This window comes from Streptomyces sp. NPDC001351, assembly GCF_042896045.1.
GTDB lineage: Bacteria > Actinomycetota > Actinomycetes > Streptomycetales > Streptomycetaceae > Streptomyces.
This window is the reverse complement of the sequence record NZ_JBIAWS010000006.1, coordinates 471,807-488,568: the sequence shown is the minus strand read 5'-3', so window position 1 is coordinate 488,568 and position 16,762 is coordinate 471,807. Positions and strand designations below refer to the sequence as shown.

The following is a 16,762-nucleotide window of genomic DNA, read 5'->3' as shown; positions in this document are numbered from 1 at the left end:
GGGCCCACAGCCGGCACATCGATAAGTACTTGTAAGTTGTACGACAGGTTATCGACAGCTCCCTCCGGCCAAGCTCGGTTTCCCAGGACCCGATCAAGGAGCTGCCGTCCGTGACGACCGTCCAATCACCCCCTGCGCCCCCCACGGCGATACGCCCCAGGGTGGTGGCCCGCACGGGCCTGTACGCCGTGCTCGCCGCGAACGCGGCCGTGGTCGCCTACTTCTTCGCCCAGGCGGGCTTCGCCTCCAACGCCCTGATCGTCATCGGCCGCCTCTTCGGCCTCTACGGCGCCCTCGTCATGGCCTTCCAGCTGGTGCTGGTGGCGCGGCTGCCCTGGCTCGACCGCCGCATCGGCATGGACCGGCTGACCTCCTGGCACCGCTGGACCGGCTTCGCCCTGCTGTGGACGCTGCTCGCGCACGCCGTCTTCATCAGCTTCGGCTACGCGGGCGACGCGGGCGTCGGTCCCGTCACCGAGCTCTTCGACCTCGCCCGGACGACCGAGGGCGTGCTCCGTGCGATCGTCGCGCTCGGCATCATCCTCGGGGTCGGCGCCGTCTCGGCCCGCTACGCCCGCCGTCGTCTCGCCTACGAGACCTGGCACTTCATCCACCTCTACACGTATGTCGCCGTGGTGCTCGCGTTCACGCACCAGGTCGCGGTCGGTACGACGTTCACGGCGTCGTCCGCCGCGAAGACGTACTGGTACGGCGTGTGGGGCGTGGTCCTCGGCGCGGTGGTCCTCGGCCGTCTCGTGCTGCCGCTGTGGCGGAACCTGCGCCACCAGCTGCGGGTCTCCGCCGTCGTCCACGAGTCCGACAACGTCGTCTCGGTCTACATCACCGGGCGCGACCTGGACCGGATGCCCGCGCGGGCCGGCCAGTTCTTCCTGTGGCGCTTCCTGACCCGCGACCGCTGGTGGCAGGCGAACCCCTTCTCCCTCTCGGCCGCCCCCGACGGCCGCACCCTGCGCCTCACCGCCAAGGCGGCGGGCGACGGCAGCGCCGCCCTGCGGCATGTGAAGGTCGGTACGCGCGTGTTCGCCGAGGGCCCCTACGGCGCCTTCACCACACTTCACCGCATGAAGTCCGAGTCCCTGCTGATCGCGGGCGGCGTCGGCGTCACCCCCATCCGGGCCATCCTGGAGGACATCGAGGGCCACGCGGTCGTCATCTACCGCGTGGCCTCGGACCGCGACGCCGTCCTCTACGAGGAGCTGCGCGAGCTGGCGGCGGCCAAGGGCGCCGTGCTGCACCTGGTCACCGGACCGGCCGTCCCCGACAAGCTGGCGCCGCGCGAGCTGGCGCGGCTGGTGCCGGACATCGGCGACCGGGACGTCTTCCTGTGCGGGCCGCCGCCGATGATGAACGCGGTGCTGCGCAGCCTGGGCGAGCTGGGCGTGCCCAGGCAGCAGATCCACTTCGAGCGCTTCAGCCTGGCCGGATGAGGAAGACGGGAAAGACATCGTGAAGCGAGCCATACCTGTCGTCGTCCTGAGCATCGCGGGCCTGGTCCCGGTCTGGCGCTACGAGCCGTCCGTGGGCGCTGCGACCTCCACCGCCGAGCCCGCCTCGACGCCGTCGGCGCCCTCCTCCGCGGGCTCTTCGTCCGGCACGGTCGTCAAGGGCACGACGATCCAGACGGAGAAGGGCCCCGTGCAGGTCCAGGTGACCTTCTCCGGCGAGAAGATCACGGCCGTGAGGATGCTGCAGCAGCCGAACCATCCGCAGACGGCGGCGGCGGTGCCGAAGCTGGTCGCGGAGACACTGAAGGCGCAGAGCGCGGACGTCGACACGGTGTCGGGTGCGACGATCACCAGTGAGGCCTACAAGAAGTCCCTCCAGGCGGCGATCGACTCGAACGGTGCGAGCGCCAAGACGTCCGCGTCCTCCCCGGCCTCCGCCTCTCCCGCCTCCGCCGCGCAGACGGTGTCGGGTTCGACGGTGAACACCGACAAGGGTCCCGTGCAGGTCCAGGTGACCTTCTCCGGCGAGAAGATCACGGCCGTGAGGATGCTGCAGCAGCCGAACCACCCGCAGACCACGGCCGCCGTGCCGAAGCTGGTCGCGGAGACACTGAAGGCGCAGAGCGCGAAAATAGACACCGTGTCCGGTGCGACCGTCACGAGCGAGGGCTACAAGGAGTCCCTCCAGGCCGCGATCGACGCGAAGGGCTGATCCGAATGCACCGCGTCGAACATGTGATGGGCTTCCCCGTCTCGCTCCGGGTCGACGACGAGGACGTTCCGGAGTCGGCCGCCGACGCGGTCTTCGCATGGCTGCGCGAGGTCGACGCACGGTTCAGCCCCTTCAAGCCCGACAGCGAGGTCTCCCGCCACGGCCGCGGCGAGCTGGCCTCCCACGAGCTCAGCGACGACCTCGTCGAGGTCCTCGACCTGTGCGAGCACTACCGGACCGCGACGGGCGGAGCCTTCGACGTACGGCTGCCCGGCCGCGGGCTCGACCCCTGTGCGGTGGTCAAGGGCTGGTCGGTGCAGCGGGCGGCGGAGCTGCTGAAGGCGGCCGGCGCGCAGAGGTTCGTGCTGAACGCCGGCGGTGACGTGGTCGTCGCCGGCGGCCCCTGGCGGGTCGGCGTACGCCACCCCGAACACGCCGACAAACTGTGCACCGTCCTCGAGCTCACCGACGGGGCGGTCGCCACCTCCGCGCGCTACGAACGCGGCGACCACATCATCGACGGCCGTACGGGACTCCCGGCGACCGGGCTGCAGAGCCTCACGGTCGTGGCCGCCACCCTGACCGAGGCGGACTCGGTCGCGACGGCGGCGTTCGCGCTGGGCGTGCAGGGCATCGAGTGGGCCGCCGCACTACCGGGCTGCGAGGTGTTCGCCGTGGACGCCGGAGGGCACGTGCTGCGGACGGAGGGGTGTCCGGTCGCGGGGGAGCCCTCGGCGACCGTGTGACCGACAGCAACCCGCTGGAGCCCGGGCGGGGCGAGGACGAGGACGGTGCCAAGCCCGGGCCCGGATCTGGCCAAACTCCCGAAGGAAACCCGAAACAGAGGAGGTCTAGACTCTGCCTGCAACTGCCCAGACCGAAGGGTGAACGGCGTCTTGATACGCATAGATTCAGTCACCAAGCGCTACCCCGACGGTACGGTCGCGGTCGACAACCTCTCGCTTGAGATACCCGACCGCTCGATCACCGTATTCGTCGGACCGTCGGGCTGCGGCAAGACGACGACCCTGCGCATGATCAACCGGATGATCGAGCCGAGCGAGGGCACGATCACCCTTGACGGCAAGGACATCACCCAGCAGCCGGTCAACACCCTGCGTCGGTCCATGGGTTACGTCATCCAGAACGCCGGCCTCTTCCAGCACCGCACCATCGTCGACAACATCGCCACCGTGCCCCGGCTGCTCGGCTGGAGCAAGGACAAGGCACGAGCGCGGGCCCGGGAGCTGATGGAGCGGGTCGGACTGGACGGAGCGCTCGCCAAGCGGTACCCGTACCAGCTCTCCGGAGGCCAGCAGCAGCGCGTCGGCGTGGCGCGGGCGCTGGCCGCGGATCCGCCGGTGCTGCTGATGGACGAGCCGTTCTCGGCCGTCGACCCCGTCGTACGGAAGGGGCTGCAGGACGAACTGCTCCGAATCCAGGAGGAGTTGGGCAAGACCATCGTCTTCGTCACCCACGACATCGACGAGGCCGTCAAGATCGGCACCATGGTCGCCGTGATGCGCACCGGCGGTCACCTCGCCCAGTTCGCGCCGCCCGCCGAGCTGCTGTCCGCCCCCGCGGACGCGTTCGTCGAGGACTTCCTCGGCGCGGACCGCGGCATCCGGCGGCTGTCGTTCTTCTCCTCCGCCGGACTCGACCTGCTCACCACCCCCGTCGTGGCCGTCGACGCCACCGCCGAGCAGATCGCCGAGCGCGGTGCGAACGGCGCGCCGTACCTGCTCGTCACCGATGTGGACGGCAGGCCGCTCGGCTGGAGCGAGCCCGGCGCCCTGACCGCGGGGGAGGTCGACCCCGCCCGACTCCTCGCCTACGGCCGCCCCTTCGAACACGGCAAGGACTCGCTGCGCGCCGCGCTCGACTGCGCCGTCCTCTCGCCCACCGGGTGGGCCGTCGCGGTGGGCGCCGACGGCCGGGTCGCGGGCGTGGTCTCGCAGCAGACCATCGGCGAGGCGATCCGCACCGCCCACGCCAAGGGCCGCAGCGACGCGGACGACGCGAAGGTCGCGGGATGAGCGGCGGCCTCTTCGACATCCCGAGCGACCTGCAGAACACCTACTGGGGCCTGGTCGGGCTGCATCTGCGCGAGGCGCTGATCCCCGTCGTGGCCGGACTGGTGGTGGCGCTGCCCATCGCTCAGCTGTGCGTGCGGCTGCGCTGGCTGTACCCGCCCGTGCTGTGGGTGACGACCATCCTGTACGCGATCCCCTCGCTCGCCTTCTTCGTCGTCCTGATCGACTACACCGGCCAGACCGAGACGACGGTGATGATCCCGCTGGGCATCTACAGCCTGGTGGTGTTCGTCCCGGCGATCGTGGACGGCGTCCGGTCGGTGCCGCAGGAGACCCTCGACGCGGCCACCGCGATGGGCCTCGGGCCCGTACGCCGCTATTTCCAGGTCCAGTTGCCGATCGCGGCGCCCGCGATCATCGCCGGGCTGCGGGTCGCGACCGTCTCCAGCATCTCGCTGGTCAGCGTCGGCATGCTGATCGGCAACCAGGGCGGCCTGGGCAATCTGCTCAACGACGGCATGATCTACCACCAGTCGCGCCTGATCTGGCTGTCCGTCATCGGCACTGCCGTACTCGCCATCCTCGCGGACGCCCTGCTGGTCCTCGTCCGCGTCCTCGTGACCCCCTGGATGCCGCGCGGCACCCGCAAACCCCGTCCCGTCGACGAACCCGAACCGATGCAGGCCGCACTGGAGGACGCCGTCCGATGAACGTCCTCCACTTCATCAACGCCTTCTTCAGCGACAGCGCCCACTGGCACGGCTACGACGGCATCCCCACCCGGCTGCGCGAGCACATCCAGTACTCGCTGACCGCGCTCGCCATCGCCGCCGCGATCGGCCTGCCGGTCGGCCTGCTCACTGGCCACACCGGGCGCGGCGGCAACACCGTGGCGTTCGTCGCCACCGCGGGCCGGGCCCTGCCCAGCTTCGGCCTGCTGGTGCTGATGTTCGTGCTGCTCGGGCTCGGTCTGACGCCGGTGATGATCCCGCTGGTCGTCCTCGCCGTACCGCCGATCCTCGTCACCACCTACGAGGCGGTGCGCTCCGTCGACCCGTCCCCGGTGGACGCGGCCCGCGGCATGGGCATGGCCGAGCCACGCATCCTCTTCCAGGTCGAACTCCCGGTCGCCCTCCCACTGATCCTCAGCGGCCTGCGCTCGGCGGCCATCCAGATCGTGTCCACGGCCACCATCGCGGCGTATGTCTCGCTCGGCGGTCTTGGGCGCTACATCGTGGACGGCCTGTACCAGCGCAACTACGAGAAGGTGGTGGGCGGGGCGAGCCTGGTGGCGATCCTGGCTCTGCTGACGCTGGGTCTCTTCGGAGCGGTGGCACGGTTCACTGTGTCACCCGGGGTGAGGAGGAGCGCCCGCTAGGGGCGCGGCGCGACAAGCCCTCACCGACCCGCGGACGAACGAGGACCGGTTGGGGGCTGACCATCACCCCTCGGTGCGAGCCAGTGCAAGCTCGAGTACAACCAGCAGAGCATCCCGTACCGAGCCGCGCTCCCGGGCATCAAACACGATCACAGGGACGCGCTCGGCAACGTCGAGAGCCCACCGCACCTCGTCCAGGCCGTGCTCGACCTTGCCGTCGAAGGCGTTGACGGCGACGGCGAACGGGATCTGGCGGTGCTCGAAGTAGTCGACGGCGGCGTAGCAGTCGTCGAGACGGCGGGTGTCCACGATGACCAGGCCGCCGACCGCGCCCTCCACGATGTCGTCCCACATGAACCCGAACCGCTCCTGGCCGGGCGTGCCGAACAGATACAGCTTCAGCGTCGGGTCGATGGTGATGCACCCGAAGTCCATCGCCACCGTGGTCGTGGTCTTGCGCGGGGTGTGACTGAGGTCGTCCACGCCCGCCGCGACCTCCGTGATGGCGGCCTCGGTGGTCAGCGGCTCGATCTCGGAGATCGCACCCACGGCGGTGGTCTTGCCCACGCCGAAACCGCCCGCGATCACCATCTTGACCGGCAGCGGCGGTCGTACGGCGGCCCCCTGGTCGACCGGGGCGAGGGCGGCCGGTTCAGTCGGTGTCACGCAGTACCCCTCGGGAGTTCGGGATGGCGCGCAGGCCATCGATCACCCTGCGCAGAACGGATGCGTCGTGGGTGACGTCGACGTCGGGCACGTACACCGTCAGATGCCCGGCGGCGCGCAGGTCCTCGGCGAGGACCCGCACGACGTTGAGGTGCAGCCGCAGCCGGGCCGCCAGCTCCGCGACGGACTGCGGCAGCCGGCAGGCGGCGACGATGTCGTGCTGCTCGAAGGAGAGCCCGTCGAGGACGGCGAGGCCCTCGGCGGTGGCCACCACCTGGGTCTCGACCGGCATCGGCCTGCCGGACGCCGTCGGCGCCACCCGGCCGGCGGTGACCAGGAACGGCCGTACGGCGGGGGCCGGACCGACCGGGTCCGGGCCCGGAGGTGGGGAGCCGTCCGCCATGGGGTCGCCGGGCCCGGTCAGAGAGCCGTCGGCGAGCCGACGCTGTTCTTGAGCGCGAGCACGAGCTGCGGGTTGAGGGCGCTGCCGGCCCGGTTGGCGAACAGGGTCATCTCGTACGCGATGTTGCCCAGCTTGGCCTCCTTGTCGGTGACGACGCCGAGCACGGCGCCGCTGCCGATCGCGGAGACCAGGACATGGCCGCCCTCCAGGTCGATGATGACCTTGTTGAGGGCGCCCAGGCCGTAGTTGCCGGACGCGCCGGCGGCCAGGCTGGTGATGCCGGAGACGATCGCGGCGAGCCGCTCCGAATCCGCGGGTTCGCGCAGCTCGGACACGGCGATGAGCAGTCCGTCGGACGAGACCGCGATGGCGTCCACGACGCCCGCGGTCTCTGTGGCGAAACGGTTGAGCAGCCAGGTGAAGTCGGCTGCGGCGGCCTGCAGTTCGGCGGGCGTGGCGCCAGTCGGCGTACTCACTGCTCGGCTCCTTCCGGGAGGTGCTTCTGGTCGTGCGTGTCGGTGGTCGCGGGCCGGCTGCCGGAGGCGCTGTCGCGGTGCGCGCGCTGCACGGCCGCCTCGAACTCGTCGAGCGCGTCCCGTACGGCGTTGGCATCGGCGAGCCGGGGGGCCTGCCGTGCCGCCTGGGCAGCGGCGTCGACGGTCGTACGGAGAGTGGCACCGCGGACACGGCGACGCAGGGGCCGCGAGGAGCCGTCGCCGGGGGGCGTCTGGCCCGTCCCGCCCGGGTCGGACAGCGCTGGCGCGCCCGGGGTGACCTGGGAAGACGATACCTCCGGGCCAACCCCCGAAGAACCGCCGGGTGTTGTGTCATCGGCCCGGGAGTGGCTCACGTCGCTGAACGCCTCGGTACGGGCCCGGGGGACCTGCCCGGAGCCGGACGGGGAGGAAGACACAGCCCCGGCACCCGCCGCAGTGTCTGACACGGGCGCGCTCGGCCTTGCGTCCGCGCCCGGGCCCATGGCTGGTGCGCTCCATGGGGCGTCCGGTGTGGTCCCCGTGGTGGGTGCGGTCGGTGTTGCGTCCGCGGCCCCGCTCGGTGCGGGTGCGGTCGTCGTCTCGTCTGCCGTGTTCGGCGTGGGAGCGGTCGGTGTCATGTCCGCCGGCGTGTGCAGGGCGGGTGTGGCCGGTGTCGGGTCCGAGGCCGGGCCTGGCCCAGGCGCGGGGGATGCCCCGCCCGAGGCCGAGTCCGGCTCAGGTGCGGTGGCGGTCGCGCTCGGAGGATCGGCTGGGTCCGCTTCCCGGCGGGGCACCCGGCGCGGGAGCGGTCCGCCGAGGTGTGTGGTGTCGGCCGGCGTTCCGGTGGCTTCGGTGGCGGCGGACCGGCGCGGGCCGGACACGGCACCGGACAGCGGCCGTTCAGCGGCCGTCCGCCCCCCTGCGACCTCGCCCCGAGTCTCCGTAGGCACTTCGCCCGTGGGCCCGACCGGGCTCATCGTCAGCAGCAGTGACGACGGCACCGTCACCTCCGCCGTCAGGCCGCCGCCCGGTGTGCGGGACAGCAGGACGCTGACGTCCCAGCGGCGCGCCAGGGTGCCGACCACGAACAGGCCGAGCACCTTCGTCGGCATCACGTCCAGGCGTTCGCGGCGGATCAGCCGGGCGTTCTCCTCGGCGAGCCGCTCGGCGCTCATGCCGAGGCCGTGGTCGGAGACGACGATGGTGGCACCGCCCGAGAGGGCTGCTTCCTCGCCGGAGGTGTCCCGTACGTACACCTCCACGGGGCTGCCCGCGGGCGAGAACGACACGGCGTTCTCGAGGAGTTCGGCCACCATCAGCGTCAGGTCGCCGATGATGTCGGGCTCCACCATGACCTCGGTGCGCGCGTGCAGTTGTACCCGCTGGAAGCCCTCGATCTGACCGAGGGCGGCGCGTACGACGTTGGTGAGGGCGGTGGGCCCGGAGTCGAGGACCGTCTCGCGGATGCCGGCCAGCAGCATCAGGCTGTCCGCGTTGCGGCGCAGTCGGACCGCGATGTGGTCGATGGAGTAGAGGCGTTCGAGCAGGGCCGGGTCCGTCTCGCCCCGCTCGACCGCGTCGATCAGCGCGAGTTGACGGGTTGTCAGGTTGCTGACCCGGCGGCCCACGTTGCCGAACATCTCGGCGACGTTGCGGCGGCTGAGCACCTGCCGTTCGAGCAGCGCGATCGCGGTGGTCTGCACGCGGTTGATCACGCCGGCCAGCTCACCGATCTCGTCGTCCGCGGTGACCGGCATCTCGCGCAGCTTCGGCGGGCTGTCGTCCTCGGCGTCGTCGTCGGCGACCCGGGCCAGTTCCCGGCCCGCCACCTCGGCGACCTCCCGTGCGGCGCCGGTGAGGGCCTGCACCGGCCCGACCACCGAGCGGCGCACCAGCACCGAGAAGGCGAGCCACAGGACGAAGCCGAGCAGCGCCGCGGCCAGCAGCAGACTCGCACGCCACCAGGCCTTGGTGGAGGCATGGTCGGCACCGTCGGCGATCTGGTCGATGAGGGACGAGGTGATCTTCAGCCGGGCCGCGGCCTGTTCCGGGTAGGAGGGATAGGCGGTCAGGGCGGTCTGGAACGTCGCCTTGATCTCCGCCGGTGTGCTGGCCTGCAGGCCGCTGGGGGCCACCTGGAGCTCGGCGTACGTCAGGGCGATGTCCTGCTGGGCGGCGGTGTGCTCGATGCCGGAGAGCTCGTCGGCCTGCTGCTCGGTGGCGAATCGGGAGAAGCGTTCGGCCTGGCTGGTGTAGAGCTGGTACGCGCCGACCGCGGTCGTGAACTCGATCTGTGCGTTCGTGTCACCGGTCGTCGCGGAGAACACGCCGGTCTCGAAGGAGGCGTGCGCGGCATCGGCGCGCAGCAGCGAGTCGAGGAGGTTGCCGGTGAAGGTGGCCGCCAGCTCCGCGTTGCGGTCGAGACCCAGGCCGTCGATCACGGTACTGGCGGCGTTGTCGTAGGCGGGGTCGATGTTGCTCGCGGGCAGATAGCTCTGCTCGACCGTCCCGCGCAGACTGGTGAGGCCCTCGACCTCCTTCAGCGCCTGCGCCTCGCCGTCCGGCAGCCCGTCGCCGAAGGTCCGGCGCACCTGAGCGATCTGCGCGTCGACCGCGTCCTGCGCCTTGCGGTAGGCGGTGAGCGTGGACTGGACGCCCCGGCCTCCGGCCTCGTAGCGCACGGACAGCAGGATGGCCAGCTGGTGCTCGCTCTCCAGGTCGTTGACCAGCGACGCCACCTGCTCGCTGTTGCGCACGAGGTCCGCCGCGGACGCCGCGTCCCGCGCCTGGCCCACCTGGCCGGCGATGAGATAGGAGAGCAGGGCGGCCACCACCGCCAGGGGTACACCGACCAGGAGGTTGAGCTTGCGCCGGAACGACCACCGGTCGGCGAAGCCCCGTATGCCGCCCACCGGGCCTCCTCTGTTTGACCGATTCTGATCGCCAACTGCGTGGAGACTATCGCCTCATTGAACGATCAAGCACGTTGCTCTTAGTCAAGAATCCATTACAAAGAGCCTCCGGTTCCGCCTATCTCTGTTTACACAGAATTCACAACTGATCACGCATCGACGCCAATTGGTGACCCGACTGCTCTTGACTGAGTAAGAACAGGCTGGATTGGATCAGTTCCAGAGCTTGCTTCTCATCAGTCCTCAAGGTCCGGAACGGGAATCGTGACTTCCAACGCCCCACGCAGCAGGTCCATCAGGAGTTACCCCGCGGCGGCCGTCGCGCTTGCCGCGACCACGGCCCTGCTGGCGGGATGTGGCTCCTCAGACGGCAACAAGTCCTCCGATCCGCTCCAGGGCGGGGGGTCCGACGGCAAGACCGTCGTCGTCGGCTCGAACAACTTCCCCGAGAGCATCCTGCTCGCCGACATCTACGGCGAGGCCCTCAAGGCCAAGGGCGTCAAGGTCACCTACAAGCCGAACATCGGCAGCCGCGAGACGACGTACGGGCTGCTGAAGAACGGCTCCGTCACCGTGTTGCCGGAGTACAACGGCGCCCTGTTGGCCTACCTCGACCCCAAGGCCGCGCCGAAGACGGTCGAGGCGACCACCGCGGCGATCGAGGCCAAGCTGGACTCCAAGCTGACGCTGCTCGACCCCGCCGCCGCGCAGGACAAGGACTCGGTCACGGTCAACAAGGCCACCGCCGACAAGTACAAGCTGACGTCCGAGTCCAGCATCGCGGACCTCAAGGGCATCGCGAAGGGCCTGACCATCGGTGCCTCGCCGGAGTTCCAGACCCGGCAGCAGGGCCTGGTCGGTCTGAAGTCGGTGTACGGCCTGGAGTTCGAGGGCTTCAAGGCGCTCGACGCGGGCGGCCCGCTCACCCTGGCGGCGCTGAAGAAGAACACCGTGCAGCTCGCGGACATCTTCACCACGGACCCGAACATCACCAAGGAGAAGTTCGTGGTCCTCCAGGACCCGAAGAACCTCTTCGGCTTCGAGAACGTGCAGCCGCTCGTCTACAAGAGCGGCCTGTCCTCGACGGGCACCTCCGCGCTCAACGCGGTCTCGGCCAAGCTCGACACCAAGGCCCTGCTGGAGCTGGACTCCCAGGTCCAGCTCGACAACAAGGACCCGCTGGACGTCGCCAAGGCCTGGCTGAAGTCGGTCGGCCTGGGCTGACCCCGGACGAACACGACGCGGGCGTCCCCACTCGGGGGCGCCCGCGTCGTCTGCGCGGGCCCGCTCAGTAGCCGACGTGGAAGGTCGCGTCCTGCTTGTCGGTGGTGGTCGAGACCGGGTCGATGCGCAGAGCGTAGTTCGAGTGCCGGATGTAGCGCGTCGGGTAGTTGTACGAGCGGAACGACGACCAGGAGGAGTCGGCCAGCCCGGCCGTCCGGTAGAAGGTGGCGTCCTGGGCGAACGTCGACGTCCCGTCGTTCACGTCCAGCTGGAGTGCGTAGTCGTAGTGCCTCAGGTACCGGGTCGGGAAGCTGACCGACTGGAAGGAGACCCCGGAGCTGTCGGCCAGGCCGGGCACCAGCTTCCACTGGGAGTCGGAGGGCGGGTCGATGGGGTACGGGTCGATGCGTCCGAGGTAGTTGCTGTGCCGGACGTAGCGGTCGGGGTAGTTGTGCGACTTCAGCCGGTTCCAGGTGGGGGTGCCCCACTTGGCGACGAGGTTGTCGTATTCGGTCGTGGTGATCGCCGTGATGCCGCAGTGCTTGGAGTTGAGCGGCTGGGTGTATGTCCGCTGGTCGAGCGGGGTCCAGGTGCCGGCCGCCAGGTCGGTGGTCTGCCAGGCGTAGAAGACGCCGTTGGGCGTGTAGGTGTCGCCCCACATCCAGTAGGTGCTGGAGGTGAGGGACTTGACGACGGCCGGGGCCTCGGTGCCGCCGTGTGAGACCGCCGCAGTGAAGGGCGTGAAGCTTCCCGGGGCGAGCGAGGTGGAGCGGGCGCCCAGCAGTGTCCCGTTCCTGTTGTTCTTGAAGTAGAGGTAGTTGACGCCGTTCACGCCCACCGTCATGTCGCCGTCGATCGCGTCGTACCCGGGGTCGAAGAAGACCTGCGGCGCCGAGACCGTGACGAAGTCGGTGGTGTAGTTGACCATGATCACGTTGTGGCCGCTGGAGTTGACCGACGAGTAGATGACCGCGTACTGGCCGCGGCCCGCGTCCCAGAAGGCCTCCGGCGCCCAGCTGTGGGTGACCATGTCGTGCAGCTTCAGCCGGTGGTAGCCGGTGAAGGTGCGCAGGTCGGTCGAGTACCAGACGTGGATGTACTGGCTGTTGTACGTCCAGTCGGTGCCCTTGAGGTCGGTGGCTAGCACCACGAACGTGCCGTCCTGCCTGCGCAGGATGAACGGGTCGCGCAGGCCCATGGCACCCTCGGTGGGGGTGACGACGGGGTTGTTCTGGTTGAGCGGCGTCCACTCCAGTCCGTCGGTGCTGACGGCGAGGTGCAGTCCGTAGTCGGTGCCCTCGCCCAGGGAGGTCGACTCGGTGAAGTAGCACATGACGTAGGCCGAGTTGGTGGCGGCCCGCGCGGGACCCGCGCCCAGGGCCAGCGCACCGGTGGCGGCGAGCGGCACGGTCGCCGCCATGCCGAGGAAGGAGCGGCGGGAGGGGTGGGGGTGCGCGGGACGCGGCGTCGCGTTCATTCGTGCTCCGTGGTCGATATTTCGAACTAAGTTCGGTAAATCGATCAGAAGGTAAGGATGTGGCGCGAGTGCGTCAACGAATCGGACGTGCTTGGCTGGTTTTCGCCGTTCACTTTTCCGCCGGCCGTGGACCGTCCGTGTGGACGGCCGCCGCGATCAACTGGTCGATCAGCGCGATCAGTACGTCCCGGGACGACTCCCGCTCGCGTGCGTCGCACAGCAGCACCTGGACATGGTCCGGGAGGGCGAGGGCCTCGCGGATCTCCTCGGGCGGGTACGGGTGGTCGCCGTAGAAGCCGTTGACGCCCACCACGAAGGGGATGCCCCGGCGTTCGAAGAAGTCGATGGCGGCGAAGCTGGTCTCCGGGCGGCGGACGTCGATGAGGACGACCGCGCCCAGGGCGCCCAGGGCGAGGTCGTTCCACATGAACCAGAAGCGCTGCTGGCCGGGCGTGCCGAAGAGATAGAGGACGAGGTCGCTGCCGATGCTGATGCGGCCGAAGTCCAGGGCCACGGTGGTGGCCCGCTTCTCCTCGATGCCGTCCAGGTCGTCCACGCCGAGCCCGGCGGCGGTCAGCGGTTCCTCGGTGCGCAGCGGAGTGATCTCGCTGACCGAGCCGACCATGGTGGTCTTGCCGACGCCGAAGCCACCGGCTATCAGGATCTTCACCGTGTCGGGCGCCGCCCGGGTGACGAGGTCAGAGCCGGCCAAGGCCGTCCCTCACTTTCTGCAGCAGGTCCAGGTCTTCCGGCTCGCAGGAGACGGGGTGCGGGGGGCGGACGGTGATACGGCCGCACTCCAGCAGATCGCAGAGCATGATCACGACCACGCTCACCGGCAGATCGAGCAGGGCGGCGAGTTCCGCGACGGCGATCGGCTCGGCGCAGCGGCGCAGGATGCGCTGGTGCTCGGGCTGCGGTCGGGTGGCCCAGGTCGGCGGCGGGTCCACCGCGGTCACCGTCGTGATGAGCGTGAAGTCGGCACGGCTGGGCCGGGTCCGTCCTCCGGTGAGCGCGAACAGCCGTACCAGACGGCCGTCCGTGTCGCCTCCGCTCACCTCACGCGCCGGACTCGGCGGTCGGGCCGAGGCCCGCCCTCGGTGCCGCGCTGAGGTGCTCGCCGATCTTCTTCACCAGCATGTTCATCTGGTACGCCACCACGCCGACGTCCGCGCCCTGACTGGTGAGGACGACGAGATGGGCGCCCGGCCCGGCCGAGGTCAGTATCAGATAGCTGTGCGCCATCTCGATCAGCGCCTGCCGCACCGGACCGCCACGGAAGTCCATGCTGACGCCCTTGCTCAGGCTCATCAGGCCGGACGCGGTCGCCGCAAGCCGCTCGGCGTCGTCGCGCAGGAACCCGGTGGACTTGCTGACGACCAGGCCGTCCTCGGAGAGCACCACGGCGTGGTTCACCTCGGCGACCCGCTCCACGAGTCCGGTCAGCAACTGGTCGAGCTGGGTATGGGTGGCTGGGATGGGGGGTGTCATGGCGGTGTTCCTTCGTCAGCGGTCGGCGGGCGGAGTCGAGGGGACGGTGGTGGTGCCTTCGGCGGTCAGGTGCGCACCCGGTTCCCGAGTGACGGGTGCCCCCTCCTGACCCTGGTCGTACTGCGTGTCTGTGTCGTCGTCACGTGCTTGGAGCGTGCCGCGCTGGAAACCGGCGAGCGAGGAGGCGGCCTGCTCGGCGGTGAACTCCTCGGCGTGGTCGTGCTGTTCGTCGCCGGGGGCCTCCTCGCGCAGTTCGGCGGCCAGGCTGGTCTGGGGGACGCGGCGGGGGAGCGGGGCGACGCCGTCGCGCCGGGTGGAGGGGGCAGCGGCGGCGGGTGCGGTGCGTGCCGGGGCGGTGGGGCGCGGCTCCCGGACGGGCTGGGCGGGCTCCTCCGCAGGGGACGGACCCGCCACGGCGGGGGTCTCCTCGCCGGGGGTCTCCTCGGCGGGTGCCGGGACCGGCTCCCGTACGACGATCTCGTGCGGGAGCAGCACGATCGCCGTCGTTCCCCCGTACGGCGAGGGCCGCAGCGTGACCGCGATGCCGTGCCGGGTGGCGAGGCGGGCGATCACGAACATGCCGAGCCGGAGGTCGTCGGCCAGCGCCACCACGTCGAACTGCGGCTCGACCGCCAACTGGGCGTTGAAGGAGGCGTAGTCCTCCTCCGACAGGCCGAGGCCGCGGTCCTCCACCTCGATCGCAAGTCCCTTGGCGACCAGCGCGGCCCGCACGCCGACCGGGGCCGGGGCGGGCGAGTACACGGTCGCGTTGTCGATGAGCTCGGCCAGCAGATGGATCACGTCGGCCACCGCGGGCGGCGCGATGCACACGTCCTCATCGGTGTGCACCTCGACCCGCTGGTACTCGGCGACCTCGCCGACGGCGCTGCGCAGGATGTCGATCAGCGCGACCGGCTCGCGCCAGCTGCGCCGCGGCTGCTCGCCGCTGATGATGACCAGGTTCTCCTCGTAGCGGCGCAACTGGCTGGCCGTGGAGTCCAGTTCGTACAGGCCCTTGAGGACGTCCGGGTCGGAGTGGCTGCGCTCCAGCGCGTCCAGCTTGGTGAGCTGCAGATTGACCAGGTTCTGGCTCTGCCGGGCGATGCCGAGGATGACCTTCTGGAAGCCGCGCCGGGTGTCGGCGAGCTCGACCGCGGTGTGCACGGCTGTGCGCTGCGCCTTGTTGAACGCCCGTGCCACCTGGCCGAGTTCGTCCCGGCCGTAGTCCAGCGGCGGGGTCGCCAGGTCCGCGTCGACCTTCTCGCCCCGGTCGAGGCGGGCCACGACATCCGGCAGCCGTTCCTCGGCCAGGCTGAGGGTGGCCTCCCTGAGGCCGCGCAGCCGCCGCGACAGGGACCGGGTGATCCGCCAGGACATGCCCACGCACAGCAGCAGCGCGATCAGACCACCCGCGCTGAGCGAGGCGGCGGTGAGCAGCAGGCTCTCGGATTTGTCGGCGCTGCGGTCGAGCAGTCCGGATGTCTGGATCCGGATCATCTGCCCGTACTCGTCGCCGACCTTGGCGAAGGCGAGTGCCCACTGCCGGCGCGCGTCGGGCAGGGTCACCCTTCCGTCCGGACCCGGCCGGGCCGCGAGCACCTTGTCCTCGATGTCCTGGACGGTCCGCCACTCGGGGCTCTGCAGGATCCGCTCGGTCTGGGTCTTCGCGTCGCCCTGCAAGGAGGGGACGATCTGGTCCTCGACCAGCCAGCGCCGGGTGTCGACCAGCTGCGTGAACGTCACCCACGACTTGTCGCTCAGCCGCCCCGCCGGCCAGGCCAGTGTGAGCTGCGCGTCCTCCTGCGCGACCAGCTCCGCCGCGTGCTCCAGGGCGACCAGCGGTCCGGCCTGCGAGGTGAGGTCGCCGTCGTCGACCTGGGAGAGTTCCTGGAAGGCGTGGATCTGGTCGTCGATGATCGAGCTGTACTGGTCCAGCGCCTGCGCCGCGGTGATGTCCGTGGGATCGTCCACCTGGCCCCGGTAGTACTCCAGACTGCCCACCGAGCCGAGGACCGAGTACAGCCGGTCCGAGATACGCGCGGGCGCCTTCTTGATCGCGTCGGACTGGCCGACCAGCTTCGCGACCGCCTTGTCCGTCTCCTTGCGCTGGGCGACCAGCGCGGTGCGGGAGCCGCGCGGATCGCCGGCCAGCCAGGCCGCCGACAGGCTGCGCTCCCGCTGCAGCGCGAGCGTCGCCTCCGTGCCCATGGCCCCGGTCGACCGGCTCAGTTCGGTCTGCCCGCGCAGCCGCAGCCCCTCGTCGAACATCTGCGTAGTCGTCAGGGCCCACATCGCGGCGAGGGTGACGCTGGGCACCAGGGCCAGCAGGATCAGGGAGAGACGTATGGAGCCGAGACGGCGCCGGGCACCTGTCCGTGGAGACATCGTCGTCCTAGGCGGTCAGCGGAGCGGAGGGGGCGGAGAGAGGAAAACGGGGGTGGCCGTGAGCGGGGAGAGATGGGGTGCACAGGATGCTATCCGTACAAGTGACCGCACGTGCCACAGCTCTCCGAATCTTTCGCGA

At 70.2% G+C, this 16,762-nt stretch carries 16 protein-coding genes; 7 read left to right on the top strand and 9 right to left on the bottom strand.

The window, feature by feature from the left end; genetic code table 11:
• The first annotated feature begins 110 nt into the window (after positions 1-110).
• The 6 genes from ACFY1U_RS24540 to ACFY1U_RS24515 all read left to right on the top strand — a co-directional run bounded on the left by ACFY1U_RS24540 (position 111) and on the right by ACFY1U_RS24515 (position 5,589).
• Complete coding sequence (locus tag ACFY1U_RS24540) at positions 111-1,448, top strand: ferric reductase-like transmembrane domain-containing protein (protein WP_390696255.1); 1,338 nt, start codon at positions 111-113, stop codon at positions 1,446-1,448.
• 19 nt (positions 1,449-1,467) lie between these two features.
• A complete protein-coding gene (locus ACFY1U_RS24535) occupies positions 1,468-2,178 on the top strand; it encodes an FMN-binding protein (RefSeq protein WP_390696254.1) in 711 nt (236 codons plus the stop codon).
• A gap of 5 nt (positions 2,179-2,183) precedes the next feature.
• Positions 2,184-2,924, top strand: a complete 741-nt coding sequence (locus tag ACFY1U_RS24530) for an FAD:protein FMN transferase (protein WP_390696253.1) — start codon at positions 2,184-2,186, stop codon at positions 2,922-2,924.
• Positions 2,925-3,074: 150 nt separating this feature from the next.
• Positions 3,075-4,214, top strand: coding sequence for an ABC transporter ATP-binding protein (locus tag ACFY1U_RS24525; protein ID WP_390696252.1), 1,140 nt, complete (start codon positions 3,075-3,077; stop codon positions 4,212-4,214).
• Entirely contained in the window at positions 4,211-4,921 is a 711-nt protein-coding gene (locus ACFY1U_RS24520) for an ABC transporter permease (protein ID WP_390696251.1), read from the top strand. The genes ACFY1U_RS24525 and ACFY1U_RS24520 overlap by 4 nt, the downstream gene beginning before the upstream one ends.
• Positions 4,918-5,589 (top strand): ABC transporter permease, encoded by a 672-nt coding sequence (locus tag ACFY1U_RS24515; protein ID WP_389080365.1) that lies wholly within the window; start codon positions 4,918-4,920, stop codon positions 5,587-5,589. Before ACFY1U_RS24520 ends, ACFY1U_RS24515 begins: the two co-directional genes overlap by 4 nt.
• Before the next feature lie 63 nt (positions 5,590-5,652).
• Here ACFY1U_RS24515 and ACFY1U_RS24510 read toward each other — a convergent pair whose 3' ends face one another.
• From ACFY1U_RS24510 to ACFY1U_RS24495, 4 genes are read right to left on the bottom strand one after another with little or no spacing between them, the layout of a single operon-like run.
• Positions 5,653-6,255: an ATP/GTP-binding protein gene (locus ACFY1U_RS24510; RefSeq protein ID WP_390696250.1), complete on the bottom strand. Its 603-nt coding sequence runs from the start codon at positions 6,253-6,255 to the stop codon at positions 5,653-5,655.
• On the bottom strand, positions 6,242-6,658 hold the full coding sequence (locus tag ACFY1U_RS24505; protein WP_266961866.1) for a DUF742 domain-containing protein: 417 nt from the start codon (positions 6,656-6,658) through the stop codon (positions 6,242-6,244). The genes ACFY1U_RS24510 and ACFY1U_RS24505 overlap by 14 nt, the downstream gene beginning before the upstream one ends.
• 17 nt (positions 6,659-6,675) lie before the next feature.
• Entirely contained in the window at positions 6,676-7,134 is a 459-nt protein-coding gene (locus tag ACFY1U_RS24500; RefSeq protein WP_389080368.1) for a roadblock/LC7 domain-containing protein, read from the bottom strand.
• Positions 7,131-10,046, bottom strand: coding sequence for an ATP-binding protein (locus ACFY1U_RS24495; RefSeq protein WP_390696249.1), 2,916 nt, complete (start codon positions 10,044-10,046; stop codon positions 7,131-7,133). Before ACFY1U_RS24495 ends, ACFY1U_RS24500 begins: the two co-directional genes overlap by 4 nt.
• Before the next feature lie 264 nt (positions 10,047-10,310).
• Here ACFY1U_RS24495 and ACFY1U_RS24490 point away from each other — a divergent pair, with 264 nt between their 5' ends.
• Positions 10,311-11,270, top strand: coding sequence for an ABC transporter substrate-binding protein (locus ACFY1U_RS24490; protein ID WP_390696248.1), 960 nt, complete (start codon positions 10,311-10,313; stop codon positions 11,268-11,270).
• 64 nt (positions 11,271-11,334) lie between these two features.
• Here the strand turns inward: ACFY1U_RS24490 and ACFY1U_RS24485 are convergent, their stop codons facing one another.
• From ACFY1U_RS24485 to ACFY1U_RS24465, 5 genes are all read right to left on the bottom strand, one after another.
• Positions 11,335-12,747, bottom strand: coding sequence for a glycoside hydrolase family 43 protein (locus tag ACFY1U_RS24485; protein WP_390696247.1), 1,413 nt, complete (start codon positions 12,745-12,747; stop codon positions 11,335-11,337).
• A 109-nt stretch (positions 12,748-12,856) separates the two neighbouring features.
• A complete protein-coding gene (locus tag ACFY1U_RS24480; RefSeq protein ID WP_390696246.1) occupies positions 12,857-13,459 on the bottom strand; it encodes an ATP/GTP-binding protein in 603 nt (200 codons plus the stop codon).
• Entirely contained in the window at positions 13,446-13,805 is a 360-nt protein-coding gene (locus tag ACFY1U_RS24475; protein ID WP_390696245.1) for a DUF742 domain-containing protein, read from the bottom strand. The genes ACFY1U_RS24480 and ACFY1U_RS24475 overlap by 14 nt, the downstream gene beginning before the upstream one ends.
• 1 nt (position 13,806) lies before the next feature.
• A complete protein-coding gene (locus ACFY1U_RS24470; protein ID WP_365832774.1) occupies positions 13,807-14,238 on the bottom strand; it encodes a roadblock/LC7 domain-containing protein in 432 nt (143 codons plus the stop codon).
• A 15-nt stretch (positions 14,239-14,253) separates the two neighbouring features.
• Complete coding sequence (locus ACFY1U_RS24465) at positions 14,254-16,623, bottom strand: nitrate- and nitrite sensing domain-containing protein (RefSeq protein ID WP_390696244.1); 2,370 nt, start codon at positions 16,621-16,623, stop codon at positions 14,254-14,256.
• Between the last annotated feature and the right edge of the window lie 139 nt (positions 16,624-16,762).

Excerpts from the sequence above, each read along its gene's own strand:
- ACFY1U_RS24530 (WP_390696253.1), top strand. The coding sequence starts at position 2,184 with ATGCACCGCGTCGAACATGTGATGGGCTTCCCCGTCTCGCTCCGGGTC.
- ACFY1U_RS24520 (WP_390696251.1), top strand. The coding sequence starts at position 4,211 with ATGAGCGGCGGCCTCTTCGACATCCCGAGCGACCTGCAGAACACCTAC.
- ACFY1U_RS24515 (WP_389080365.1), top strand. The coding sequence starts at position 4,918 with ATGAACGTCCTCCACTTCATCAACGCCTTCTTCAGCGACAGCGCCCAC.
- ACFY1U_RS24505 (WP_266961866.1), bottom strand. The coding sequence starts at position 6,658 with ATGGCGGACGGCTCCCCACCTCCGGGCCCGGACCCGGTCGGTCCGGCC.
- ACFY1U_RS24485 (WP_390696247.1), bottom strand. The coding sequence starts at position 12,747 with ATGAACGCGACGCCGCGTCCCGCGCACCCCCACCCCTCCCGCCGCTCC.
- ACFY1U_RS24470 (WP_365832774.1), bottom strand. The coding sequence starts at position 14,238 with ATGACACCCCCCATCCCAGCCACCCATACCCAGCTCGACCAGTTGCTG.
- ACFY1U_RS24465 (WP_390696244.1), bottom strand. The coding sequence starts at position 16,623 with ATGTCTCCACGGACAGGTGCCCGGCGCCGTCTCGGCTCCATACGTCTC.